Origin of the sequence: Providencia sp. NPDC089933 (assembly GCF_049545585.1) — a bacterium.
GTDB lineage: Bacteria > Pseudomonadota > Gammaproteobacteria > Enterobacterales > Enterobacteriaceae > Providencia > Providencia huashanensis.
Window position 1 is genome coordinate 67,196 of record NZ_JBMWDT010000009.1, and the last position, 26,663, is coordinate 93,858.

Here is a 26,663-nt window from a genome sequence, read left to right on the forward strand (position 1 = left end):
CAATCAGGTCATGAACAAACTTCTTAAAATTGCACTTGTTGTCAGTTTGGCTACTTTCGGTAGTGCAATTGCTAATACTCAAGCAGTGGCTCCGGTCACTGTGGCTCAGTTACCTGTCTTAAAACAGAGCGCTCAGCACGGCACTGTGAGTGAAAGGGTCACATCAAGGTTCACTCGTTCACATTATCGTCAATTTGATTTAGACAAAGCGTTTTCTGGGAAAATATTTGACCGCTATCTCAATATGTTAGATTTCGGTCACAATGTTTTACTTCAATCCGACGTTGATCAGTATACCAAAGATAAAGGTAAAGTAGGTCAATGGCTTGAGGACGGCAAATTAGATACGTTTTATGACCTGTATAACCTATCGCAGGAACGGCGTTTTGAGCGTTTTAAATATGCATTAGCTCGCTTAGAACAACCTATTGATTTGAACGCGACGGATTCTATTGAAGTTGACCGCTCTAAGTCCCCTTGGCCTAAAGATAAACAAGAACTTGATCGTCTCTGGGACCAAAAAGTACGTTATGACTGGTTGAATTTAAAGCTTTCAGGTAAAGACGATAAAGAAATCAAAGAAAAACTGACCAAGCGATATAACTTTGCTTTGAGACGTCTAACGCAAGCACAAAGTGAAGACGTTTTCCAACTGATTATTAATTCATTTGCACGCGAAATTGATCCACATACGAGTTATCTTTCACCTCGTAATACTGAACAATTCAATTCTGAAATGAGTTTGTCATTGGAAGGAATTGGCGCGGTTTTACAGCAAGATGATGAAAATACGGTGATTAACTCCCTCGTGGCGGGTGGGCCTGCGGCGAAGAGCAAAGAGTTAAAAGTCGGTGATAAAATCATTGGTGTAGGGCAAACGGGCAAACCGATTGTGGATGTAGTTGGTTGGCGCCTTGATGACGTGGTTGCGTTAATTAAAGGGCCAAAAGGAAGTAAAGTTCGGTTAGAAGTTATTTCTGATACCAAAGGGGCGAAGCCTCATATCATCACCATCGTTCGGGAGCAAATCCGCCTTGAAGACCGTGCTGTAAAACTGACTATCAAACAGCAAGGCAAAGATAAAGTTGCTGTGTTAGATATTCCTGGTTTCTATGTTGGTTTAACTAATGATGTAAAAACACAACTGCAAAATATCGCGAAAGATAATGTTTCTGCGTTGGTCATTGATTTACGCGGAAATGGTGGTGGGGCATTAACTGAAGCTGTTGCTTTATCTGGTTTATTTATTCCAAAAGGCCCAGTGGTTCAAATTCGTGATAACAATGGTCAAGTTCGTCAAGATGTCGATGATGACGACGTTATTTACTATAAAGGCCCACTGGTTGTTTTAGTTGATCGTTTTAGTGCATCTGCATCTGAAATTTTTGCAGCAGCGATGCAGGATTATGGGCGTGCGTTAATCGTGGGCGAACCAACTTTTGGTAAAGGCACGGTACAACAACATCGTAGTTTAAGTCGTGTGTACGACCAAATGTTAAAGCCAGAATGGCCTTCATTGGGTTCAGTACAATATACCATCCAGAAGTTTTACCGTGTTAATGGTGGGAGTACACAGCGTAAGGGTGTGACACCTGATGTCGTGATGCCAACAGGTCAAGACCCTGCTGAAACAGGTGAAAGTTTTGAAGACAATGCATTGCCATGGGATAGCATTCCTCCAGCAAACTATGCACGTGTCGGTGATATTTCATCAGACTTATCGCCAATCAAAACTCAGCATCTAGCACGGATTAGCCAAGACCCTGAATTCAATTATATCGATGAAGATATTGCGCGCTATAAAGCGCATAAAGAGAGTAAGAATCTAATTTCGCTTAATTATGCTGAGCGTCAAAAAGAAGATAATGAAATCGAAGCAACTAAACTTAAACGTATAAATGAACGAAATGTACGTGAAGGTAAGCCATTACTAAAATCAATTGATGACTTACCAAAGGATTATGAAGGCCCTGATCCGTACTTAGATGAAACGGTTAAAATGGCGATTGACTTGGCAAGTCAAAATACCAAGATGCTATCAGGTAATAATCAATAACTAAGTAAAGTTAAAGCTCATTTTAAATAACAGACCCCATACTTATCTATGATTTGTATGGGGTTTTCTTTTATTTAAAGTCATCGATGATGACTTAATGTCTGAGAAAAAGTTAAAACAGATATTAGATAGTTTTTATCGCCTAAAATAATCGTGTCATTCTAGATTTCTTTACCTTTAATTAATTTATTCTAAACTTTTGATAAGGGTTCTTAATCAAAGAGGCAATACCATGGGTAAATTAGTTATAGGTTTAATCGCGGTTAGTATCATGATGGCTTCATCAATAAACACAGCAACAGCAAGAAACTACCCTTGTTCAGGGAGCAAAGGTGGGGTCGATCGCTGTGAAAGCGGTAAGTTCATTTGTAATGATGGCTCCACTAGCCGCTCAGAACAAGTGTGCACCACATCATTGAAAAATGATATTAACAGTAAAGCGGGTATTGCAGGAGCAACCATTGGCTCTGGTGTTACCAAGCAATCAAGTAAGCCCTCTATTTCTGATCCAGTAAAGGCAACGGGAGATAGAGCAAATAAAACGGTAAATGAAAAGGTGGCTAAAAAGAGTGATAAGGCATCAGATCCAGCAAAAGCGATAAAAGAAAAAGCAACTAAAGTCACCGATAAAGATTCGGCAAAAGCGATAAAAGAAAAAGCAACTAAAGCCACCGATAAAGATTCGGCAAAAGCGATAAAAGAAAAAGCAACTAAAGCCACCGATAAAGATTCGGCAAAAGCGATAAAAGAAAAAGCAACCAAAGCCACCGATAAAGATTCGGCAAAAGCAGCAAAAGAAAAAGCAACCAAAGCAGCAGATAAACAATCAGCGAAAACAACGAAAGAAAAATTAAATTAAACTGAAAGTGTATGCAACTAACTGTATAATAATGGGTTAGTTAAAAAACAAAGCCATCTTAAGGTGGCTTTGTTTTTCTGAAATAGGCTAATAAAGACTGATATTTATCGATTTAGCGAATAAAGTTGCTGGAAATATAATTAAATGCACGAATAAATTTCCATACGTATAATAACCAGCATTATCATTTTAACATTGGAACAATTTAATGTGAGCTGGTTATAAATTGAGCCTTTAAAAACAATTGGTTAAATTTAATCATTCTTTATTGTGATTGAATAGAGAAAATAGTAACCCGTTTTAGTGGTTTCAATGTAAAGTTATGTTGTTTTTTAATATTTTGATGTTAATTGACTTGAAATAGTGTGAAAAAACCTTATTTATAAAGTAAATTCTACGTGATATTAGTTTTTACCAAGGAATACAAAAAAATGATGAGAATTGCTTTATTCTTACTCACAAACTTAGCCGTTATGTTTGTGTTTGGAATAATCTTAAGCTTAACCGGTATTAGAGGTAGTAGTGTCCAAGGCTTGATGATCATGGCGGGGTTATTTGGTTTTGGTGGTGCATTTATCTCACTGCTGATGTCTAAATGGATGGCTTTGAAATCAGTTGGTGGTGAGGTAATTGAAACTCCTCGCAACCAAACAGAGCAATGGTTAATGTCAACGGTAGAGCGCCAAGCACAACAAGTTGGTATCCAAATGCCACAGGTGGCTATTTACCATGCGCCGGATATCAATGCGTTCGCTACGGGAGCCCGTCGTGATGCTTCGTTAGTCGCAGTAAGTACTGGTTTATTAGAAAATATGAGCCGTGACGAAGCGGAAGCGGTTATTGCTCACGAAATTAGCCATATTGCGAACGGTGACATGGTAACAATGACCTTATTACAAGGGGTTGTGAATACTTTTGTTATCTTTATTTCACGTATTATCGCACAACTCGCGGCAGGCTTTATGTCAAACAGCGATAATGAAAGTGAAAGTAGTAACGGTAACCCTATGGTGTATTTCGCCGTTTCCATGGTGTTGGAAATTGTTTTTGGTATTTTAGCCAGCATTATCACTATGTGGTTCTCTCGTTATCGTGAATTCCATGCAGATGCCGGGTCGGCAAAACTAGTCGGGCGCGAAAAAATGATCGCCGCATTACAACGACTGAAAACGAGTTATGAGCCGCAAGAAGAAGGGCGCTTAATGGCATTTTGTATCAATGGCCGAGGAAAAGCATTTAGTGAATTGTTTTTATCTCACCCACCATTAGATAAACGAATCGAAGCGCTGCGTTCAGGTGAGTATTTAAAATAGTCTAACTTAACTGTTTAGTCGAAATCTAAAAACTAAGCCCAGTAATCATTTTATTACTGGGCTTTTTTTATGGACAAAAGTCCTCTCACTTGTACCAAGAAAGCTGTTAATCAGTAAGAAATTTTAAGCTTAAGATTTATTCACAATTTAACTGTATCGGTAATTAAAATATATTAATCACAAGTGAGCTTTCTCACAATCTTGCATCGTAAGTGGTAATTTTTTAAATTTTTGTTCGCTTTTATTTCATTTTTAATCTTTATTAAATTGATGGTGATTTGTTTAATAAATGTTAATTAAAAAATAAGAGTGATTAACTTGGGGGTAAGATGGAGCTAATAACTACGTGGTTAAGTGAACTCAACGGGATAGTATGGGGCGTACCTATGCTAGTTGGGATTTTAGGCGTTGGTATATACATGCAAATTAGGCTCGCGTTCTTGCCAATAAGGAAAATAGGAACAGGTTTTAGATTATTATTTCAAAAAAACGAGTCACGCGGTGAAGGGCAAATATCGCCATTTAATGCTTTGATGACAGCATTGTCTGCAACAATTGGGACTGGGAATATTGCAGGGGTGGCAACTGCTGTTGTGATGGGAGGGCCTGGAGCACTCTTTTGGATGTGGATGACAGCGTTGGTTGGAATGGCAACTAAATACTCTGAAGCTGTACTTGCAGTTCGTTTTCGTGAAGTGGATAAATATGGGCAATATATTGGTGGCCCAATGTATTACATCAAAAATGGATTGGGGCCTAAATGGATTTGGTTAGGTACTCTATTTGCTTTTTTTGGTGCATGTGCAAGTTTTGGCATCGGTAATACGGTACAAGCTAACTCAGTGGCGGATGTACTAGAAAGTAACTTTGGAGTGCATAAGTGGTTAACAGCAGGGGTATTGGTTTTACTTGTTGGTGCAGTGTTGATTGGTGGATTACGCCGTATCTCTGATGTCGCTGGTAAGTTAGTACCATTTATGACTGTCGCTTATTTTGGTGCAGGGTTAATTGTACTTGGTATTTATTTTACGCAAATCCCTGCTGCAATTTCCTTAGTAGTGACGTCTGCGTTTAACCCTGTGGCGGCACAAGGTGGCTTTGCCGGTGCTGCTGTTTGGGCTGCGATTCGCTTTGGGGTTGCGAGAGGGGTTTTTTCCAATGAAGCAGGCTTAGGAAGTGCTCCTATTGCCCATGCTGCGGCGAAAACACAGAACCCTATTCGCCAAGGGCTAATTGCAATGCTTGGTACGTTTATTGATACTATTATTGTGTGTTCAGTCACTGGTTTGACGATCATTATCACTGGAGGGTGGTTGACTAGCCAGACAGGCGCAACGCTGACCGCTTTTTCATTTCAATCAGCAATACCGGGTGGGAATTATATTGTCGCTATTGCGTTAGCTGTTTTTGCATTTACCACCATTTTGGGGTGGAGTTTTTATGGTGAAAAATGTGTGCAGTATCTATTTGGATTAAGGGCTATCAAACCGTTTAGAGTGCTTTGGTTAATCGCTTTACCAATCGGTGCAACCCAATCACTTGATTTTGTCTGGTTATTGGCTGATACGCTAAATGCGATGATGGCAATCCCTAACTTAATTGCATTGTTGTTATTGAGCCCTGTAGTGTATCGATTAACTCGAGACCATATAAAAGATGTTAATGCGGATAGTATTGATATGGCTAAACAGTTATACGATAACAAATCATAAATACCCCCCGTAAAAAGCTTCACTTCGGTGAAGCTTCTTCATTAAATTAGTGTGTATCCTTACCCCTTTTTGGTTAATCATCTCTAAGTGCTTTCAATGGGTTTTATGTAAACCAAACTACGCAATAGGTTTAAATGCGCTATGCTAAGAATAGTTAATCAATTTTCACTTATGAAATATTATCTATTAACTTTTGACTTATTCACAAGGAGACCGAATGGATATTCTGGAAAAAACGTTGGTGTTTGGTAATGATTTTATGACAACGACAAATCCCGCTCGATTAGTTGCATTTAAATTTGAAATCTACCGTTCTGAACAAGGTTTTTATCATAGGATCTATAAAGAGGTTGGGATGTCAGGAGCCAATCTTGGTCAATTGTTCAAAGTATGGGCCTTTGAAGAACAAAAATGTTGGGAAAAACAAACTTCAACTACAACACTCGATGAGTACGTGCAGTACTGCCAAGATATTTATAAGCGGAATAATGTTTAATTAATAAACTGTGTTGGTAGATAAAAAAAGCCCCCTTCATAGGGTCTGAAGGGGGAGCTAAATGAATAAAGAATGGTTTAATTCGAGAACTAAGATAGTTGATTTAAAAATTCAAAACTTAGTTATTTGTGCAGTTTAAACCATTCAATAGAATATATATCCTTAAAATAGCATTTATCGCTAAATAATCTATTGGCGATAGGCCGTTTTTATTTGTTCTAACGTGTTTTTATAGGTTTCTGCTTGTTTTTCATCTTCTATGAGTGCGATTTCACGTTGCATTTTGATTAAAATTTTACCTGCATCAGCTTGACCAATAGCTTTAAGCATATGAGTGAGTAAATTTTTTAAACAAGTTATCTCATCAGCTAAAGTATTCACGTCAGGATCAGTAGGGAAATGGTTTTTCATTAACAAGGTCCTTTAAAAATAAAAAATAATCGTGAGATTGTAGCATAAAAAGGAATGATATGTGCTTTCAGATAAATGAGCGTAATAGTTATTTGCTAAACAAGGGGAACCTATATACGTTAAGGGGGGGATATAACAGGGAAACCTTCCTGTTTTTGTGCTCGCTGGCGGAAGCCTGACCTTTAAGCCCCACTGAAAGTTGTGATATAATTCACAAAAATGGGTTTTAGCTTAAATAAGAGCTGAATGGTTAATCAAACCCATATCGAATACTAATATCCTTTCGCGGCAACCTTCACAAGCTGTTAATCAGTTAGTGCATTTTACTTGTGGGAAATGAAGGCTAAGATGAATATGACTCAGGTTTCTAGAAGAACAGCGTGGATCCGCGTAGTCGCTCTTGCGGTTGCAGCGTTTGTTTTTAATACAACAGAATTTGTCCCAGTTGCACTACTTAGTGATATTGCACAAAGTTTTGACATGTCAGTCGCTCATACAGGGTTAATGATTACGATTTATGCTTGGGTCGTAGCATTGATGTCGTTACCCTTAATGTTATTAACCAGTAAAATTGAGCGTCGTAAATTATTAGCTTTTTTATTTGTCATTTTTATTGTTAGCCATATTATTTCAGGGTTTGCATGGAGCTTTGAAATACTAATTGGTGGGCGAATTGGCGTTGCTTTATCGCATGCGGTATTTTGGTCGATAACGGCTTCTTTAGCTATTCGTGTTGCACCTGCAGGCAAGAAGGCGCAAGCGTTGGGCTTATTAGCAACAGGTACCGCATTAGCAACTGTTTTAGGGCTACCAATTGGGCGTGTAATAGGGCAATTTTTAGGGTGGAGGGTCACCTTTTTATGTATTGGTGTTATTGCCTTATTTACCATGATAGTGTTAATACGTTTCCTACCTCGTTTACCGAGTGAACACTCCGGTTCGTTAAAAAGTGTCCCCGTCTTATTTAAACGTCCCGCACTGGTGGGGATGTTTGCGTTAACTGTTCTAGCTGTGACTGCTCATTTTACTGCTTACAGTTACATTGAACCTTTTGTCCGTGAAATCGCATTGCAAAGCCAAAATTTTGCGACATTATTGTTACTGATTTTTGGTGGGGCTGGCATTATCGGGAGTGTTATATTTAGTCGTTATAGTAGCAAGTTTTCGTTGTTTTTCTTACCAACAGCAATTGCCCTAATGACGGTGTGTTTATTATTGCTAATGCCTTTAGGCTCAGATGTCTGGTCGTTGATTATGCTATCCGTTTTCTGGGGTATCGCCATGATGTGTATCGGCTTAGGTCTACAGGTTAAAGTGATTGATTTATCTCCTGATGCAACTGACTTGGCAATGTCAATTTTCTCAGGGATTTTTAATATAGGTATTGGTGGCGGTGCGCTACTGGGGAACCTAGTTATTGTTCATATGGGGATGACTAATATTGGTTATATTGGCGGGTGTATTGGTATAATTACATTGATTTTGTGTATTTACTTATTTAAACGCTATAGTCAATCGCTGGAAGATAAAACTGCAGTTGCAACAAGCCATTAGTCAGTTTTGTAAGAAAATTTATAAAAATAACGCTCTGTCTTTCGTAAAGAAAGATGGGGCTTTTTATTGTTCATTATTTGTATGAATAAAAGGTATAGGGTAAATTTTACCGTTAATAATTTTAATAATAAGGAAAATGTATGAAAGGGCTGAGCTTTTTATTTATTTCTATTATCGCTGAGGTTATTGCTACGACAACGCTTAAGGCTTCAGATGGTTTTAGTCGTTTTTGGCCTTCTTTAGTGGTGGTGATTGGTTATGCGGTGTCTTTTTGGGGACTTTCGCAAGTAGTCAAAGTAATGCCATTAGGGATAGCTTATGCGATCTGGTCAGGGTTAGGGATTGTGTTAGTTTCTATTGCTGCAATTTATATTTACAACCAAAAGCTCGATTTACCTGCAATTATTGGTATGCTGTTTATTATAGTTGGTGTTTTAATCATCAATCTACTCTCAAAGAGTGGTACGCATTAATAAGTGCTACAAAATCATTATGTAGAGCGAGTGTTAGCGGAGAAAGAAATGAGACTTAGAATCAATTTGCGGTTACAAACGATAATGTCAATGGTTGCTGCTGGGGCATTCGTTTTCACTTTATCCGCCTGTAGCAGTTCTGGTGGAAATAAAACCGACCAAGCAGATACCGTAGCTGCAAATTATGCTCAACAAATTGTTAATTTGGGCCCAGGTGTACAAGAAGCTTGTGTTTCGGCTGGCGGTTTACCTGCACTTACTCTAGAGTTAAATGGAACTCAAACTGCGGTTTGTCAATTCGCCAATGGTAAACGTTGCGCTGCTGATATTATTCAATCCGGTGCTTGCATATAACTCATCTTTTTATGAAATGTATTAACCTCTTATTAATCGTTAATATGAGGTTGATTACTTATTAAATATTAAACATTAAATTCATAAAATAATTTTAATAATTATTTATTAGGTTTTATTTTTATTTTAAAACATTCATTTGTCCATCGTCTAATTGCGAGCATCTATTTAAGTCCTTAATTTAATTATTGATATTTAATTTTTTAATTACTAGTATTAAATTGTAAAAGCAATTTAGATAATTATAAAAACACAGATAAATACATGTTCTATTTATTAAAGAGTAATGACAAATGAAAAAGAAAATTGAAGAATACACTGGACCTGCCGCCGGTTGGGGGGCAGTTAAAGCTGTTGCAGAAGCATTGCGTGAACAAATGAAAGTGGGTCATGATATTATTGCAATGTTTGATATGAATAAGGTTGACGGCTTTGACTGTCCGGGGTGTGCGTGGCCAGATCCAGTACATACCGCTTCTTTCGATATCTGCGAAAATGGAGCCAAAGCCATTGCTTGGGAGGCCACATCAAAACGTACTACCCCCCATTTTTTTGAAAAACATACAGTAACTGAATTACTTGATTGGGATGATTTTCATTTAGAGAATGAAGGACGTTTAACGCACCCAATGAAATATAATTCATTAACAGATAAATATGAATCGGTCGAATGGGATGATGCATTTCAACAAATAGGAGAGCGTCTGCGGAGTTATTCTGATCCAAATACTGTTGAATTTTATACGTCAGGTAGAACTTCGAATGAAGCGGCATTTTTATATCAATTACTGGCCAGAGAATACGGAACAAATAATTTTCCTGACTGTTCAAATATGTGTCATGAGCCCACAAGTGTTGGGCTAGCTGCTTCGATAGGGGTTGGTAAAGCAACGGTATTATTAGAGGATTTTGATAAAGCGGATTTAATTATTTGTATCGGCCATAACCCTGGGACTAACCATCCACGAATGCTTAGTTCGTTACGTGAAGTTTCTAAACGGGGAGCTAAAATTATAGCGATTAATCCGTTAAGAGAACGTGGTCTTGAACGTTTTACATATCCGCAAGACGTAATAGAAATGCTGACATTAGAATCAACCCCACTTGCTGGTCATTATTATAAAGTGCGGATTGGGGGAGATACAGCTTTAATCAAAGGGGTCATGAAGCGGCTGATTGAGCGACATCAGGCGGCCATTGACTCAGGCGAAAAAGCGCTCCTAGATACCGAGTTTATATCAGCCCATACCGATGGGTATGAAACATTAAAAAATGATTTATTGACGACCAGTTGGGACGATATTTTAAGGGTATCAGGCTTATCGCATGAGTCTATTGATGAAATCGCAGACCTTTATATTGAAGCGAAAAGCACCATAATTTGCTATGGCATGGGGATAACTCAGCATCAGCATGGAACTAAAAACGTACAGCAATTAGTCAACTTATTGTTGCTGAAAGGTAATATTGGGCGAGAAGGCGCAGGGATTTGCCCACTAAGGGGGCACTCTAACGTACAGGGCGACCGTACGGTCGGGATCACAGAAAAACCATCTAAAAGTTTTCTTAATAAAATTGAACAGCGTTTTGGTTTTCGTCCTCCGAGTGAGTTCGGTCATGCTGCAGTTGCCAGTATGCAAGCGATTTATAATGGGAGTGCAAACGCATTAATCTGTATGGGGGGCAACTTGGCGGTTGCCATGCCTGATAAAGATGCCTGCTTTGAAGGCATGAAAAAGCTTGATTTGGCTGTGCATACTGCGACTAAACTTAACCGTTCTCATTTATTAACAGCCAAAAATACATTCATACTACCAGTGCTGGGGCGAAGTGAAATCGACAGGCAAAGTAGTGGAGTGCAATGCGTGACAGTGGAAGACTCAATGTCAATGGTACATGCCTCAAAGGGATTATTAAAACCTTGTAGCCCTTATTTGAAATCTGAATGTGCCATTGTTGCAGGGATTGCCAAAGCGACAATACCGAATAGTAAAGTTGAATGGGATGCTTTCATTGGTAATTACGACCTGATCCGTGATGCAATGGAAGCAGTATTACCCGGTTTTGATAACTTTAACGCCCGCATCAAAATACCGGGAGGCTTTCACCTTACAAATGCGGCTTCTGAGCGGCGTTGGTTAACTAAATCAGGTAAAGCTAATTTCATTCCAACCGTTGGGGTGATTGAAGACCCTAATTCAGCGGTAAATAGTGAGCTAGTTCTTGCGACATTGCGCAGCCATGACCAGTATAATACGACCATATACGGGTTAAATGACCGCTATCGTGGGGTATTTGGGCAAAGGGATGTCGTTTTTATTAGCGGTGCTGAGGCGCAAAAACAGAAATTAAAAGCGGGGGATAAAGTTAACTTAATTGCGTTAGATAGCAACCAAAAACCGACTAAGCGCCGTTTAGATAATTTAACGGTAGTTATCTATGATATGGCTGACCGTTGCGTTGCGACTTATTTCCCTGAAGCCAATAATTTAATTTCATTGGATAGTTATGACCCTGAATGTGGGATACCTGCCTATAAAAATATCCCAATCAAATTAGAACACGTAATACAGTAATTATGTGTATTTATATTTATCAATCAGATTAAATGTAAGATATCCCCCCAGTTTGAAATTAAAGCTAGGGGGATACAATAAGAAGGTTTAAATCATTTTTTAGCAGGGAAGAATTGGCTAATGGCAACAATAATGGCGATAACAAAATAAACAGCAAAAATACCAATCAACCATTGAGGCATATCGAGCCCTAAAAATGCCCACTGCCTAACCGCGCAGTCACCCGTCGCTTCAAATACTGCTGGAACCCAAGTTTGCAATGGTAGCCAATCAGGGAAGTTCACAAAGAAATCACAAGATGCGAATGGAGAAGGATAGAGCTGGAGCATGGTATGTTCCCAAGAAAGCTCTAAGCCACGCCAAGCAGAATAAACCCAAATAATGATAGCAACCCAACGAATGATAATATTACGTGGTGCAATTGCGCCTATTAAGCCGGCAGCCATAACACCAAGTAATGCAACGCGTTCATAGATACACATTACACAGGGTTGTAGTTTCATCACATGTTGAAAATATAGAGCAGCACACTCGAGCATGAAGGCAGTAAAGGCCATCAATAGCCATGCACCTCTTCCTTGTGAGCAGTAGTTAAAAAATCTGAACATACTTAATATCCTAATTGAGTGATGCGCACATTTTGCCCTTATCAGACGGATAAAAAAAGCACTTAAAGTGAAATAATGCAATTTTAGATAGGGTTTTACGCAAAATTACAAATGAGCCGTATTTGCATACGGCTCATAGTTTATCAGTATAGTTATTGTGCAAATGTAATCAAACCAATACTTTCCATCCAATAGGTTATTGGTACTAGCCATAACTCAACGCCTAATAAGCCGACAATTGTCATGACAATGGTATAAGGCAAAGCCATCCATACCATCCGGCCATATGATAAACGGATCAAAGGTGATAGCGCTGAAGTCAGCAAAAATAAGAAAGCAGCTTGACCATTAGGGGTGGCAACAGAAGGTAAGTTTGTCCCTGTATTAATTGCAACCGCTAGAAATTGGTATTGTTCCATTGATACTAAGCCGTCATTTGCTGCTTTTAGGGCTTCGGTAATATACACAGTCCCAACAAATACATTGTCTGAAACGGCAGATAATAGGCCATTGAACAGATAGAACAATGACAACTGCGACGATTCAGATGACTGTAATACAAATTGAATAAACGGAGTAAATAGCTGTTGGTCAATGATAACCGCTACAATACTAAAAAACACCGTAAGTAATGCGGTAAATGGTAGCGCCTCCTCGAAAGCTTTACCTAGAGCGTGTTCTTCTGTGATGCCGCAAAAAGCGGTTGCCATCACAATGACCGATAACCCAATTAAGCCAACTTCTGCTAAATGGAAAGCAAGAGCCACAATTAACCAGATACCGATTAAACCTTGAACAATCAGTTGTGCCAGCTCTTTTTTGGTGCGTTTTTCAGTTAGTTTTTTATCGTGCTCGGTTAATATTTGGCGCACGGAAGCAGGGAGTTCAGCTCCATAACCAAATAACTTAAACTTCTCGACAAGAAAGCACACTAATAACCCACAAATAAAGACAGGAATAGTGACGGGCGCCATACGGATATAAAAAGTGATAAAGTCCCAGTTAACATGTTTAGCGATGATCAGATTTTGTGGTTCCCCCACCATTGTCATCACCCCACCAAGGGCAGTACCAATACCCGCATGCATCATTATGCTGCGCAAAAAAGAACGGAACTGTTCAAGTGTTTGTTTTTTTTCTGTGCTATCAATAAAACCATCATTTTGTAAGTCGGTATCGCTGTGTTGGTTAGAAGCATATTGATGGTAAATAGAATAAAAACCAATTGAGACGCTAATGACTACGGCTATAACCGTTAAGGCATCTAAAAATGCAGATAAAAATGCACTCGCCATACAAAATGCAAGGGAAAGGATGCGTTTAGAACGCACGTTTATCAACAGTTTGGTAAAAACGAACAAGAGCAATTGCTTCATGAAGTAGATACCGGCGACCATAAAGATCAACAGTAAAATAACCTCAAGGTTATTGCTTATTTCATGTGAAATTTGTTTTGGTGTCGTCATGCCGATGATCACGGCTTCGATTGCTAATAACCCCCCAGGTTGCAATGGATAACACTTAAGTGCCATTGCTAAGGTGAATATAAATTCAATTACCAATAACCAGCCTGCCACAAAAGGGCTGATAAAATAGAAAACAACAGGGTTTATTATTAGAAATATGATAATTGCTAATTTGTACCAATCTGGTGAATTTCCAAGAAAATTTTTCAAAAAAGCACTTTTTAAACTAAAATCCATTATGGTTCGTTATCCTCTTTATACGGATGTCGTGTAACGTTCTATTACATACTACTCTGATCTTTTATCGATTATAAGCCCATTTGCTAATTGATAATGTATGAATTATATGGGAATTCTATGATTCGTCTCACTCTTTATTTTGAGTCTAACTATATCAGGAGACGACAATCTGGTATGATTTCCCCAATATCCGTCTAAATGTTTGGAATAATAAAAATATGGTTATTAAAGCTCAAAGTCCGGCAGGTTTCGCGGAAGAGTACATTATTGAGAGCATATGGAACAACCGTTTTCCACCAGGTTCAATACTACCCGCTGAGCGTGAACTCTCCGAGTTAATCGGTGTAACACGCACAACTCTTCGCGAGGTGTTGCAACGTCTAGCGCGTGACGGTTGGTTAACTATTCAACATGGTAAACCAACAAAAGTGAATAATTATTGGGAAACATCAGGCCTCAATATTTTGGAAACACTGGCCAGATTGGATCACGATAGAGTGCCTCAGCTAATTGATAATTTATTAGCTGTGCGGACTAATATTGCTGCAATTTTTATTCGTACTGCATTTCGTAATAACCCTGAAAAGTCGTTAGAAGTGTTAGCTGGCCGAGAAAAAGTTGATGATAATTCAGATGCATTTAGTGATTTGGATTATAACGTCTTCCGTGGGCTTGCATTCGCATCAGGTAACCCTATCTACGGTTTGATTATTAATGGCTTAAGAGGGCTATATACGCGTGTTGGGCGTTATTATTTCTCTAATCCTGAAGCAAGACGCCTTGCATTAAGTTTTTACCAACAATTGAGTAATCTTTGCCGTGAGCAAGCATACGATCGCATTATGGATTGTGTCCGAAATTACGGGAAGGAAAGTGGCTTAATTTGGCAGAGTATGCAGGGTAATATGCCTTCAGATTTAGCACACACTCGCTAAATTAGGTAATCGATAAGGCATAAAAGCCAGCCCGCATCTTATGTCGGCTGGCTTTTTTACAAGTGAATGATTGACTAGATTAGTAAATACAATATGTATTAACTAGAGTTTGCTAGGACATGTACAGTAGCGAGGGATAGCAATATCTTCGGAATAATCTACATCTTTATTTTCTAACCGAGTAATTATTTTGTTTAATTGCTCACTTTCGCTTAAAACCAAATGTTCACCCTTAGTTACACAATTGAATTGAACTGTAGTTTTAACATAAGAAACTGCCGTTGCTGGGGGGGTACATATAGGAAGGGGTCTTATAGAAAAGCATATATTTTTCCCTTTATTTTTTATCAAATTTCTTTTCATGGTGGGTTCGCAATACTCTTCTGCAATACTTGGGGCTATAGATAGAAAAATTACATTCAGGGCACAAATAATAGGGATGATCTTTTTAGTCATATACTTTCCTTTAACATTTTTAATCGTTTTTTTCATAATGGATTATTATTTGGATAAATAAACTAGGAAAGAATATATTTTTAGTATAAAAATTTAAGTCACGTAATTTGTAAACCCACCCATAAAAGACAGTATTCATTAAATTAAAGTATAAAATATCGAACTTGGTTTTTTTGAGATTAATTATTTTTATTTAAAATCAATTTGATATGTTCTTTTTTGTTTTTTGGCTCTAATTTCACTAGAACAATTAACTTTTTTGTAAATAAAAATCATCAAGTGTTGGTTTTATTATCTATTTTGTTAAAAGTGTTAATTCACCACATTGGCAAATAATTTCTAGAATATTATCCTAAATAATAATTGAATACTTTGCATCTGGGGTGCTTATGAAAGTTCTAGTGTTAGGGGCAGGAGTGATTGGTGTTACAACAGCATGGTATTTAGCTCAAGAAGGCCATGAAGTACTGGTTGTTGATAGGCAGCATGATGTAGCAGAAGAAACCAGCGCAGCTAATGCAGGGCAAATATCCCCTGGTTACGCAACGCCATGGGGGGCACCAGGCATACCACTAAAAGCAGTGAAGTGGATGTTTGAAAAACATGCTCCATTAGCTATTCGGCCTGATGGTACGTTATTTCAGTTGCGCTGGATGTGGCAGATGCTGAAAAACTGTGATATTCAACATTATGCGATGAATAAAAGCCGCATGGTAAGGATTGCGGAGTATAGCCGCGACTGTATTCGGCAACTTAGGGCTGATACGGGGATTGGCTATGAAGCCCGTCAAGGGGGCACATTACAGCTGTTCCGTACAGCTAAACAGTTTGATAATGCTGCTAATGATATTGCAGTGTTACAACAGGAAGGCGTGCCTTATGAGCTTTTAACATCCGACCAACTCATTAAAGCTGAACCTGCATTAGAATTTGTTAAACATAAGCTAACTGGTGGGTTGAGGTTGCCGAATGATGAAACCGGTGATTGCCAGCAATTTACTAAAAAACTCGCTAAAATGGCACAACTAGCTGGGGTTAAATTCCAATTTGGTCAACAGGTTGAACAAATTTTAACGGATGGTAAACGTATTAGTGGTATCCGTATTGATGGCCAAATCGTGCAAGCGGATCAGTATGTTGTTGCTATGGGGTCTTATTCAACATCAATACTACAGGGTCTTGTGCAAATTCCGGTTTATCCATTAAAAGGGTATTCATTAACAATGCCGATTATTGATGAGCAGCGTTCACCCGCTTCTACCATACTTGATGAAACTTATAAAATTGCTGTAACGCGTTTTGATGATCGCATTCGTGTCGGTGGAATGGCCGAAGTTGTCGGTTTTAATCTTGATGTCCTTAAAAAACGCTGCGAAACCTTAAAAATGGTGGTACAAGATTTATATCAAGGTGGTGGTGATATCGAAAAGGCTCAGTTTTGGACTGGGCTTCGGCCTATGACGCCAGATGGCACACCAATAGTCGGGCCAACGGCATACAATAATCTATATCTAAACACGGGGCATGGCACTTTAGGTTGGACAATGGCATGTGGTTCTGGAAAACTGCTGGCGGATTTAATTTCAGGTAACACGCCTGATATTGCTTCGGATGATTTGTCTGTATTTAGGTATCTTGATGGTTTTAATACCAAGCTTGTAAGCAGCGGTCATTTGACGCCAGTGCGTTAAATGGGAGTACATGAAGTTGCAATTACAGTCTATCGCTGATTAAAAAATAATGTATTTAAGGAATTAAGATGCCACGCCCAATTAGTGCGGTTATTCATCTACAAAATTTGCAACATAACTTATCTATAGTACGGCAGCACACAGAAAAGTGTAAAATTTGGTCAGTCATGAAGGCGGACGGTTATGGTCATGGTATAAAGCATATTTGGCCAGCATTAAAAGAAACCGATGGTTTTGCTGTGTTAGATCTTCATGAGGCAATTTTATTGCGTGATGAGGGGTGGAAAGGGCCAATTTTGTTATTAGAGGGCTTTTTTCAACCACAAGACTTACAGCTGATTGACCAATACAATTTGACGACCAGTGTCCATAGTGACTGGCAATTAGCGGCTATTGAAAATGCACAGTTTTCTGCGCCAATTTCAGTATATATCAAGTTGAATAGTGGTATGAACCGGCTAGGTTTTTCTCATACTGACTATGAAACTGTAGTCGAACGGTTAGCAGCTATCCCCCATGTAAAAAGCTTAACCTTAATGAGTCATTTCGCAAATTCAGATACAAAAACAGGTGTAACAGTACCTTTTCAACTTATTCAACAGTTTCAACATTTATCATTAGAAACCTGCATTGCTAACTCAGGGGCTGCATTATGGCACCAATACACGCAGTATGATTGGATCCGAACGGGTATTTTATTGTATGGCGCTTCACCTAGTGGCAAATCGGCAGATATTATAGGGTTAGGCCTGAAAGCTGCGATGAGTTTACAATCAGAAGTGATTGCAATCCATGAAATTGAAGCCGGGCAGTCGATTGGTTATGGAAGCAGGTTTACCTCGACTAAACCAATGCGTATTGCAACCGTTGCATGTGGTTATGCCGATGGCTATCCCCGCCATGCGCCTAATGGAACGCCAGTATGGTGCCAAGGAATGCGTTGTGCACTGCTTGGGGCTGTTTCTATGGACATGCTAACAATTGACGTGAGTGATTGCCGCAATTTGCAATTAGGGGATAAGGTTGAACTGTGGGGGCAAAATTTACCTGTTGATGATGTTGCTCATGCAGCGGGGACTATTGGGTATGAATTATTGTGTGCATTAGCAAAAAGAGTTCCTGTATCTTACCAAAACAGCGTAGAATGAATGTTAACCAATTTTGCTGTTTAATTCACATATTTAGCTTTAAATGTGATTTAGGTTATGAGTATTGGGAATAGTTTCGGATTGATATAATATATCAGTGATCCATTTCTCATTTTTTTAGGTTTTTATATGTCTAAAACGATTAAGTTAACCACACTTGCAGTTGCATTGAGTGTGTTATCAAGTACTGCACTTGCCGGTACATGGTCAGTAGGTGCTTCAGTATTGGCGCAATCGACACCTTATAAAGGGATTAAATCCCGTGATTATCTAACTCCAGTTCCTATCGTGAATTATGATAGTGAAAATTTTTACTTTCATACATTAGCTGCAGGTTACTATTTGTGGAATGATCAGCAAGACCAATTATCATTGGATGCATATTATTACCCACAATTTTTCAAGCCTAAAGAAAATGATAACGATGCCATGCGTGAGCTAAACCGCCGTCGTGATACTGTCATGGCGGGTTTAACCTATCGACATAAAGCGGATTGGGGGACATTAAGGTTTAATGGCTCCGGTGATATCTTAGGGATCAGTAATGGCTTACGCGCTGAAGCAGCTTATTTATATGGCTTTGAAGGTGACAAATGGTCTCTGACTCCAGGTGTAGGTATTAAGTGGGATAGTAAAAATCAAACACGTTATGAGTATGGGGTTTCTTCCAAAGAGTCTCGTAATAGTGGGTTAAAACGTTATAAACCAAGTGACAGCTGGTCACCGTACTTAGAGTTGTCAGGTAATTACCGTTTTGATGAAAATTGGACGGCTTTCGCTATGGGACGTGTAGACTTCATGTCGAGTGAAGTTAAAGACAGCCCAATGGTAAATAAAGATGTTTCTGCGATCTTATGGACAGGGGTAACTTATACTTTCTAATTTTACCTTATAAGATTGCTATGAATAAAAAATACCCTCTGAAAGGTAATTTCTATCAGGGGGTATTTTTTTGAAATTAGATTATTAATCTTGTGGTTTATTCTCACGAGTAATCATCACAAGGGATAAACGGGCAGGGTGTTGTGCATCACTTTTCATTGGCACATTGATACAGGCAGTTTCAACGCATACCATTTGTTTATACCCATTATTTGGCATGTCTTGCATGCTACATGATAATTCAGCCCAAGGATTCCAGCAGACAACATCACTGTTATGATAATGGTGAATCTCAATAGTACGAGCCCAGCCGTCATCACGTAATAAACTGTACTCTTCGGGTTCAGAGTAAATGCGGTCAATATGCTTATTGAATTTAAGCGCTTCATTTTCATATACTTCTTTATCCGCGACTTTATCAAAATAGTGACCACCTAACCCATAGACGGTAGCCTTTTGAATATCGCTAATATTGAAGTAGGTGTGAAGTGCCGCTGTAGTTTCGAAGTCCCCATAACTTTCTAATTCGAGCTCACAGGTTTCACCAAGCTTCATTCTCAGGATTAAGGTAAATTCATGAGGCCATAATTTACGGGTATAATCGGTATCTGTGAGTGTAAAGGTTAAAATTACACCATCTTCATGTTCATTATGTGCGGTGAACTGCCAAGGTAAGAGACGAGCAAAGCCGTGGCTAGGTGGGGAAACCGGACCAAACCATGGCCAACAAATGGGGATACCACCACGGATCGCGACACCTTCTTTGAAGGCACTTTCGGAACTTAACCAAAGGCATGGTTTTTGCCCAGCAGGTTGCCAATCAATGAGCTGAGCACCTTGTAAACTGACAGCGCCACAAACTTTAGGATGTGAAACGACAATTAGGGGGAGATCGCCAAGTTGGCGTTGTGTGATATAAGCAGACAGCTGCTTAATAACAGGTAGAGCAAAAATTTTGTCGTGCATGGTATTAGACCTGTGTTAGTGGAACAGAGTTAATACTCGCCATACTTCAAACTGCGGTATTGTTGACTACGCTCATTCACATCTAGTCATAAACGTGTGTATGCGCTTAGCGACTTATTTGTTGCTTTGCTGCAATTTAGATTATTTAGAGTATCTATTCGCATACTTCAAGCGTAGTGAATAACATTCATTTTAAAACAAGTCATATTGATAGCGTATCGAATAATGGTATTAACGATAAGCGAAGAAGGCAAAATTATGAAGCGTTAATTTTATATTCAATACAGATACAAAAGAGCCGCCATATTGGCGGCTCAATCAGACTTGTTGCTTAACAGTGCTTATTTAGAGATATGAGCAATTAAGTCTAATACTTTGTTAGAGTAACCAGTTTCGTTGTCATACCAAGAAACTAACTTAACAAAGTTATCATTCAGAGCGATACCTGCTTTAGCATCGAATACTGAAGTCAGTTTTTCACCGTTGAAGTCAGTTGATACAACATCGTCTTCTGTATAACCCAGAACGCCTTTTAACTCACCTGCTGCTGCTTCTTTGATAGCATCACAGATTTGAGTATAAGTTGCTGGTTTTTCTAAGCGTACAGTTAAATCAACAACAGATACGTTAGGAGTAGGGACACGGAAAGACATACCAGTCAGTTTGCCATTCAGTTCAGGGATAACTTTACCTACTGCTTTAGCAGCACCAGTTGAAGATGGGATGATGTTTTGAGCAGCACCACGACCACCACGCCAGTCTTTATGTGAAGGGCCATCAACGGTTTTTTGAGTTGCAGTTGTTGCGTGAACAGTTGTCATTAGACCTTCAACGATACCAAATTTATCGTTGATAACTTTAGCCAGTGGAGCCAAGCAGTTAGTTGTACAAGAAGCGTTAGAAACGATTTCTTGACCTGCGTATGCTTTGTGGTTAACGCCCATAACAAACATTGGGGTGTCATCTTTAGAAGGACCAGTTAGAACAACTTTTTTAGCGCCTGCTTGGATGTGTTTACGCGCTGTTTCGTCAGTCAGGAAGATACCTGTTGCTTCAGCGACTACATCAACACCGACTTCGTTCCATTTCAGATTTGCAGGATCTTTTTCTGCAGTCACACGGATTTTTTTGCCGTTTACAACTAGGTGACCATCTTTAACTTCAACAGTACCGTTGAAACGACCATGAGTTGAGTCGTATTTCAGCATGTAAGCCATGTATTCTGCATCAAGCAAGTCGTTGATAGCAACGATTTCAATGTCAGAACGCTCTTGTGCAGCACGGAAAACGATACGGCCAATACGACCAAAACCATTAATACCTACTTTGATAGTCATAGTATTTCCACCAGCTATTTATTCGTGAATTAAGTTGTAGTTAAAGTTACCAAAACCTTGCCAGCCGTCAAGCGGAATCGTGTCAATTATTGAAAAAAATCAATTCTGATACCACTAACTGCTTATTTGTCAGCCACTTTAGTGACAAATACAGCCGCACGTATTATCGGGATTGTGCAGCATAATGAAACCATCTATCAGTGATATATGTGATAGGGTTCACAAATCAAAACGGAAAGTAAGATGCTTCTTAGTTTAGAATAGTTTTACAGAAAATGTTGTTAATTTTTTGTTGATTGAAATTGATGTATGATAGTAATTAAACTCTCTATTTATTTAAATACATGGGTAAATTATGTCAAGTAAAGAAAGACAAGGCATTGATATTTCAGAGCTAAATGAAATGCAGCGTTATGTCACGCAACAGGCGGGCACCGAGCCCCCATTTAGTGGGCAATTATTGCATAACCGTAAAGATGGTGTGTATGAATGTCTGTGCTGTGGTTCACCTTTATTTATGTCTGAGACTAAATTTGACGCGGGCTGCGGGTGGCCAAGTTTCTACCAACCCATCAATGATGACGCCATTAAATACATTGAGGATTTTTCTCACGGGATGCACCGTATTGAGGTACGTTGTCAGAACTGTAATGCGCATTTGGGGCATGTATTTCCTGATGGTCCAGAGCCGACGGGTCAACGCTATTGTATTAATTCAGCATCATTAAGCTTTTTGGATGATGAGGGAGGCGAAAAGGTACGTGGTTAGTGAGCTGAAGCAAGCTGAAGTTGAAAAAAATACCATAGCAATAACGATTCAGCTATATGGGCAAAAATAATAATAACCAAATACGAATACATTATCTTTTTAAGGAGCATTACGGTGAGTGTTGAAGTAAACCCAGAACAACTTGAGCAACTACTAGCGGCGATGACCCCAGAGATTTATGAGCGTCTAGTGACAGCGGTTGAATTAGGTAAATGGCCTGATGGCGTTGCATTGACTCGCGAGCAAAAAGAGCACAGCTTGCAAATGGTATTATTGTGGCAATCACGGAATAACCATAACCCAGAGCATATGACTGTTGGGACTGATGGTGAAATTACGATGAAAAGCAAACAAGAACTGAAAGCCTTATTCCAAGGTGAAATGTTAGCAACATTGAAGCCACAAAATAATGATGAATAGGGTAGGTAAGAATTAGTCATCGAAAGAATAATAAAAATACCATTGCGCGAGTGACAGGGTCACAACAAGTTTTCTCAGCATTATCATTGTGATAAGTATTTGAGAAAACTTGTATATACACAAATATTGTCTTAATTTAGGTCGGCAAGGGTGATTAACTTCGCACCTTCCTTTTCCATACTTTGCAGTGCTTTTAAGCTATCATCAGCAGCTAAATTAACGCCTCGGCACCCATCGGTGAGGACATCAACCGTATAGCCTAATTTTAATGCATCTAATACTGTGAACTTCACACAATAGTCAGTGGCAATCCCCATGACTATTAGATGGGAAATATTCTGAGCCTGTAGCCACCCATGTAACTGGGTTTGGCTGACTCTATCGTTATCAAAAAAAGCACTGTAACTATCGACTTGCGGGTTTTCACCTTTGGTAAACACCTGTTCAATGGCTTGCTGGTTCAATCGTGGGTGAAAATTAGCGCCAAGCTCACCTTGCACACAATGTACTGGCCACCAAACTTGGTCAAGGCCATTGAGTTTGCCTATCTCACCGACTTTTGTTCCTGAATTAACAGCAAAGCTCAAGTGTGTGGCGGGGTGCCAATCTTGGCTGGCAATAATGGTGATGCGTTGTTGTGTACAGTGTGCAATGGCTTTATTAGCGACCTCAATGACATGTTCGCTTTCATTAACGGCTAATGCCCCGCCAGTACAAAAATCATTTTGTAAATCGACTAACAATAAAGCTGTTTTCATTGTGCCCCCAGTATTTAGTCATCAGCGTAACTCAGTTCACCGCGTAAGTTATTTTGCATTAATTCACGAATTAATGCAGGTGTGTAATTTTGGCTGAGTAAGTAATGCAATTTACTTAATGCTGCCTCAAATGTCATATCATAACCACTGATCACCCCGGCGTCTGCTAGTGCGTGACCTGTCGCATACCCTTCCATATTGACTCGGCCAGAAATACATTGTGTCAGGTTGACCACAATAATCCCTCTATTAGTTGCTTCGCGTAGTATTCGCAAGAGTTCGGGCTGTTGAGGGGCATTACCCACGCCATAAGAACGTAAAATAAGTGCTTTGACGGGTTGTTGAAGAATATTACGCACAATCTCAATGGATAAGCCAGGATAGAGAGTAACAACACCAATAGGTTGAGGGGTAATCCGGTGAGCTTTAAATTCGCCTATGCCAATGGGAGCTGGACATGTATTAAATGAGCGAATATTTATCCCTGCCTCCATTAAAGGGGAACAGTTTGGGGAACTAAAGGCATCAAAACCATCCGCATGTGCTTTGACGGTACGGTTACCACGATACAACTTATTATTAAAAAATAACCCAACTTCATTTATTGGATAATTTGCGGCGAGATATAGGGCGTTTAATAAGTTAGTTTGCCCATCTGAACGCAGTGCCTCTAAGGGTATTTGTGACCCTGTCACTATCACCGGTTTTTTCAAGTTTTCAAACATAAATGATAATGCAGAAGCCGTAAATGCCATGGTATCCGTACCATGCAAAATCACAAAGCCATCATATAGGGGGTAATTCTCGGAAATATCATCGGCGATAAGTTGCCAGTCCTCTGGTGTAATATCCGAGGAGTCTATCAGAGGTTGATGTTCGCGAATGGTAAATTCAGGCATCTCAAGGCGGTGAAACTCGGGCATTTGTGCCAATTGCGCTTGTAGGTGACCAGAAACAGGAATATAGCCTTGTGGCGAATGGCGCATGCCAATGGTTCCACCTGTGTAGACGACATAAATTGATTTTTTTTGCATCTTATTACCTAAATTATCACTGCGCAGTGAAGAAAAATGATTATTAGGATTTTGACGTATTTATTGGTGTATTACTATCGTTAAGTTGCTAATTGCTAGGTTTAAATTAGGTAGTTAACTAGATTGTGAGATAAATCCCCTTCAAACAAGTTGAAGGGGAAAAGGGGCGATTAGTTGATTTCAGCACAGTTAAGGCAAAATGCATAGCGATTTTGCGGGTCATTCATTTTTAGGAAAAATTGTGCTTGCTGGCGAATATCCGTCGCGACTGCGGGAGGTAGGAATACTTGTAGTACATCCGGCATTGCGGCTTGAACATTGGTGGTTAATTCAAGTAGCAGTTGATCCATAAAAGTCAGCTCAGGTTTCATCCAATCTAGCTTAACATCAGTGAGTTTAGCTAGTTCTGCGGCTTTATCAACGGCATTATCAAAATCACCGAGTTGGTCAACTAGGCCATTTTTGAGCGCATCCTGACCTATCCATACACGGCCTTGAGCAATCTTGTCTATTTCAGCAGGGGTTTTGTGACGTGATTTAGCGACCAAACCGATAAATGTATCATAACCATTTTCAATAGTAATTTGCATCATATCGGCAAATTGTGGGCTAATCCCTTTGGTTAGTGAAATATCTGCAAGGGGAGATGTGGATACCCCATCGGTATAGACGCCAATAGAATCTAATGATTTTTCAAACGTATTGATAACACCGAAAATACCAATTGAACCCGTTAAAGTACTAGGGCTAGCAATAATATAATCAGCAGGCGTCGATACCCAATAGCCCCCAGATGCGGCCATGCCCCCCATTGAGACTACAACAGGTTTCCCTGCCGCATGAGCAGAAGCGAGTTCGCTACGGATCAGGTCAGATGCACTAACACTACCACCAGGACTATTAACGCGTAATACAATGGCTTTAATATTATCATCTAGACGAGCATCACGAATTTGAGCTGCAATGGTGTCTCCACCTGCAATACCCGCAGTTTGAGGGCCGTCCATAATCGCACCTTGAACAACGATTACAGCAATATTCCCCCCTTGGCTTGCAGTTGTATCGGCTATTTTCGCTGAGTAATCGTAAATACTGATATTATTAAACTGCTTATCTTCTTTATTCCAACCGAAATGCTTAGAGAGCAAATCTTCAACTTGTTCATTTGTATATAGTTTATCCACTAACCGTTGTTTTAACGCATACTGAGCGTTATCGCCCTTAACAGCACGTAATTGCGATAATATCGCATCTGCACCCGGGAAAATTTGAGCACTGGTCATTTTGCGATTTGTGGCAAGTTCAGATAAATAGTTGTTCCATAAGGCATCTAACCACTGTTGATTGGCTAAGCGTGCCTCTGGTGACATATCGTCACGCATGAGTGGCTCAACAGCAGATTTGTAAGTCCCCACACGGAATATATGACTACTAACCTTAAGCCTTTCTAACAGCGACTTATAGTACATGCTGTTAGTCGCAAAGCCATAAAGCCCTACAGTGCCTTGTGGTGTTAAATAAATATCATCAGCAAAACTTGCGAGATAGTATTGTGACTGGTTATAACTGTTACCAACAGCATAGACAGATTTCCCAGCAGCTTTGAATTCGTTAATGGCTTTACCGATGTAAGCCAAAGAAGGCTGGTCAGCCCCCGTTAAGTTATCTAAACGTAATACCATCCCTGTAATGCGGTCATCGCTAGCTGCGGTACGAATGGTATCGACAATATCAAACAAGGAGTTTTCTTGCATACGGCTATTTGAGGTGCCTAATAACTCACGACTCATACGGCCGAATGGATCAGGAGCGGAGACTTGGTCAACAATCACACCCTGTAAATCGACATACAATGCCCCGAAATAGTTTTTCTCGGGTTGAGAATCTGATTGATAAAGGGCAATTGAGCCAATCACAACAAAAAACAACACTAGGAAAATAGCATTGAAAACAAATTCTCGGATAAAATTTAACGCTCGCCAGCTAATTTTAAAAATGGTAGCGATGATGTCCCATAATTGACGCATTTTCTCTCCTATCCTGCCTATTTTGCTCCCCAAGGTGACATTAATTCACTGACTGCCAGTTTGGAGGACAAACTATTTGGATACTATTAAAAATTGTATTTAGTATAAATAAGGTGTAAGCC

General features: G+C 39.4%; 24 protein-coding genes. 15 read left to right on the forward strand and 9 right to left on the reverse strand.

The window, feature by feature from the left end:
• Positions 1 to 10 precede the first annotated feature (10 nt).
• From prc to ACPEH5_RS13815, 5 genes are all read left to right on the forward strand, one after another.
• The gene (gene prc, locus ACPEH5_RS13795; RefSeq protein WP_281111165.1) at positions 11 to 2,056 is read left to right on the forward strand and encodes a carboxy terminal-processing peptidase; all 2,046 of its coding nucleotides are present in this window, start codon (positions 11 to 13) and stop codon (positions 2,054 to 2,056) included.
• Between the two features lie 232 nt (positions 2,057 to 2,288).
• Complete coding sequence (locus ACPEH5_RS13800; protein WP_423727047.1) at positions 2,289 to 2,915, forward strand: cell envelope biogenesis protein TolA; 627 nt, start codon at positions 2,289 to 2,291, stop codon at positions 2,913 to 2,915.
• Between the two features lie 431 nt (positions 2,916 to 3,346).
• The gene (gene htpX / locus ACPEH5_RS13805) at positions 3,347 to 4,228 is read left to right on the forward strand and encodes a protease HtpX (RefSeq protein ID WP_042843603.1); all 882 of its coding nucleotides are present in this window, start codon (positions 3,347 to 3,349) and stop codon (positions 4,226 to 4,228) included.
• Positions 4,229 to 4,557: 329 nt separating this feature from the next.
• The gene (locus tag ACPEH5_RS13810) at positions 4,558 to 5,940 is read left to right on the forward strand and encodes an alanine/glycine:cation symporter family protein (protein WP_042843604.1); all 1,383 of its coding nucleotides are present in this window, start codon (positions 4,558 to 4,560) and stop codon (positions 5,938 to 5,940) included.
• A 217-nt stretch (positions 5,941 to 6,157) separates the two neighbouring features.
• Complete coding sequence (locus ACPEH5_RS13815) at positions 6,158 to 6,436, forward strand: hypothetical protein (RefSeq protein WP_042843605.1); 279 nt, start codon at positions 6,158 to 6,160, stop codon at positions 6,434 to 6,436.
• A gap of 189 nt (positions 6,437 to 6,625) precedes the next feature.
• Here the strand turns inward: ACPEH5_RS13815 and ACPEH5_RS13820 are convergent, their stop codons facing one another.
• Complete coding sequence (locus ACPEH5_RS13820; RefSeq protein ID WP_042843606.1) at positions 6,626 to 6,847, reverse strand: DUF2594 family protein; 222 nt, start codon at positions 6,845 to 6,847, stop codon at positions 6,626 to 6,628.
• Positions 6,848 to 7,201: 354 nt separating this feature from the next.
• Between ACPEH5_RS13820 and ACPEH5_RS13825 the strand changes: the two genes are divergently transcribed.
• From ACPEH5_RS13825 to ACPEH5_RS13840, 4 genes are all read left to right on the forward strand, one after another.
• The gene (locus tag ACPEH5_RS13825; protein WP_370661192.1) at positions 7,202 to 8,401 is read left to right on the forward strand and encodes a sugar transporter; all 1,200 of its coding nucleotides are present in this window, start codon (positions 7,202 to 7,204) and stop codon (positions 8,399 to 8,401) included.
• Between the two features lie 140 nt (positions 8,402 to 8,541).
• Positions 8,542 to 8,874, forward strand: a complete 333-nt coding sequence (locus tag ACPEH5_RS13830; protein ID WP_042843608.1) for a DMT family transporter — start codon at positions 8,542 to 8,544, stop codon at positions 8,872 to 8,874.
• Positions 8,875 to 8,922: 48 nt separating this feature from the next.
• Complete coding sequence (locus tag ACPEH5_RS13835) at positions 8,923 to 9,228, forward strand: DUF333 domain-containing protein (protein ID WP_042843609.1); 306 nt, start codon at positions 8,923 to 8,925, stop codon at positions 9,226 to 9,228.
• Positions 9,229 to 9,521: 293 nt separating this feature from the next.
• The gene (locus tag ACPEH5_RS13840; protein ID WP_281111167.1) at positions 9,522 to 11,804 is read left to right on the forward strand and encodes an FdhF/YdeP family oxidoreductase; all 2,283 of its coding nucleotides are present in this window, start codon (positions 9,522 to 9,524) and stop codon (positions 11,802 to 11,804) included.
• 92 nt (positions 11,805 to 11,896) lie between these two features.
• Here the strand turns inward: ACPEH5_RS13840 and dsbB are convergent, their stop codons facing one another.
• Both dsbB and nhaB read right to left on the reverse strand, forming a co-directional pair.
• Positions 11,897 to 12,412 (reverse strand): disulfide bond formation protein DsbB, encoded by a 516-nt coding sequence (gene dsbB / locus ACPEH5_RS13845; protein WP_048607298.1) that lies wholly within the window; start codon positions 12,410 to 12,412, stop codon positions 11,897 to 11,899.
• 152 nt (positions 12,413 to 12,564) lie between these two features.
• Entirely contained in the window at positions 12,565 to 14,115 is a 1,551-nt protein-coding gene (nhaB, locus tag ACPEH5_RS13850) for a sodium/proton antiporter NhaB (protein WP_042843612.1), read from the reverse strand.
• Positions 14,116 to 14,336: 221 nt separating this feature from the next.
• Between nhaB and fadR the strand changes: the two genes are divergently transcribed.
• Positions 14,337 to 15,053: a fatty acid metabolism transcriptional regulator FadR gene (fadR, locus tag ACPEH5_RS13855; protein ID WP_131680771.1), complete on the forward strand. Its 717-nt coding sequence runs from the start codon at positions 14,337 to 14,339 to the stop codon at positions 15,051 to 15,053.
• A 102-nt stretch (positions 15,054 to 15,155) separates the two neighbouring features.
• Here the strand turns inward: fadR and ACPEH5_RS13860 are convergent, their stop codons facing one another.
• Complete coding sequence (locus ACPEH5_RS13860) at positions 15,156 to 15,509, reverse strand: hypothetical protein (RefSeq protein ID WP_272572604.1); 354 nt, start codon at positions 15,507 to 15,509, stop codon at positions 15,156 to 15,158.
• Positions 15,510 to 15,898: 389 nt separating this feature from the next.
• On the opposite strand from ACPEH5_RS13860, the gene ACPEH5_RS13865 reads away from it, so the two are divergent.
• The 3 genes from ACPEH5_RS13865 (at position 15,899) to ACPEH5_RS13875 (ending at position 19,230) form a co-directional block, all read left to right on the forward strand.
• Complete coding sequence (locus tag ACPEH5_RS13865) at positions 15,899 to 17,200, forward strand: D-amino acid dehydrogenase (protein ID WP_048607295.1); 1,302 nt, start codon at positions 15,899 to 15,901, stop codon at positions 17,198 to 17,200.
• Between the two features lie 68 nt (positions 17,201 to 17,268).
• Positions 17,269 to 18,348, forward strand: coding sequence for an alanine racemase (alr, locus tag ACPEH5_RS13870; RefSeq protein WP_042843617.1), 1,080 nt, complete (start codon positions 17,269 to 17,271; stop codon positions 18,346 to 18,348).
• A gap of 129 nt (positions 18,349 to 18,477) precedes the next feature.
• Entirely contained in the window at positions 18,478 to 19,230 is a 753-nt protein-coding gene (locus ACPEH5_RS13875) for a MipA/OmpV family protein (RefSeq protein ID WP_129465961.1), read from the forward strand.
• 84 nt (positions 19,231 to 19,314) lie between these two features.
• Here ACPEH5_RS13875 and ACPEH5_RS13880 read toward each other — a convergent pair whose 3' ends face one another.
• Positions 19,315 to 20,196 carry a D-hexose-6-phosphate mutarotase gene (locus tag ACPEH5_RS13880; RefSeq protein ID WP_042843620.1) on the reverse strand — a complete coding sequence of 294 codons (882 nt, stop codon included), beginning with the start codon at positions 20,194 to 20,196 and terminating at the stop codon, positions 19,315 to 19,317.
• A 341-nt stretch (positions 20,197 to 20,537) separates the two neighbouring features.
• Positions 20,538 to 21,533: a glyceraldehyde-3-phosphate dehydrogenase gene (gapA, locus tag ACPEH5_RS13885; protein ID WP_004911198.1), complete on the reverse strand. Its 996-nt coding sequence runs from the start codon at positions 21,531 to 21,533 to the stop codon at positions 20,538 to 20,540.
• Positions 21,534 to 21,888: 355 nt separating this feature from the next.
• Here gapA and msrB point away from each other — a divergent pair, with 355 nt between their 5' ends.
• Complete coding sequence (gene msrB / locus ACPEH5_RS13890) at positions 21,889 to 22,302, forward strand: peptide-methionine (R)-S-oxide reductase MsrB (protein WP_042843621.1); 414 nt, start codon at positions 21,889 to 21,891, stop codon at positions 22,300 to 22,302.
• A 114-nt stretch (positions 22,303 to 22,416) separates the two neighbouring features.
• Complete coding sequence (locus ACPEH5_RS13895) at positions 22,417 to 22,722, forward strand: YeaC family protein (RefSeq protein WP_042843623.1); 306 nt, start codon at positions 22,417 to 22,419, stop codon at positions 22,720 to 22,722.
• A gap of 131 nt (positions 22,723 to 22,853) precedes the next feature.
• Here ACPEH5_RS13895 and pncA read toward each other — a convergent pair whose 3' ends face one another.
• The 3 genes from pncA to sppA form a co-directional block, all read right to left on the reverse strand.
• Positions 22,854 to 23,480, reverse strand: coding sequence for a bifunctional nicotinamidase/pyrazinamidase (pncA, locus tag ACPEH5_RS13900; RefSeq protein WP_042843624.1), 627 nt, complete (start codon positions 23,478 to 23,480; stop codon positions 22,854 to 22,856).
• A gap of 14 nt (positions 23,481 to 23,494) precedes the next feature.
• Positions 23,495 to 24,514: an asparaginase gene (ansA, locus tag ACPEH5_RS13905; RefSeq protein ID WP_042843625.1), complete on the reverse strand. Its 1,020-nt coding sequence runs from the start codon at positions 24,512 to 24,514 to the stop codon at positions 23,495 to 23,497.
• A gap of 170 nt (positions 24,515 to 24,684) precedes the next feature.
• Complete coding sequence (gene sppA, locus ACPEH5_RS13910) at positions 24,685 to 26,541, reverse strand: signal peptide peptidase SppA (protein WP_042843626.1); 1,857 nt, start codon at positions 26,539 to 26,541, stop codon at positions 24,685 to 24,687.
• Positions 26,542 to 26,663 lie beyond the last annotated feature (122 nt).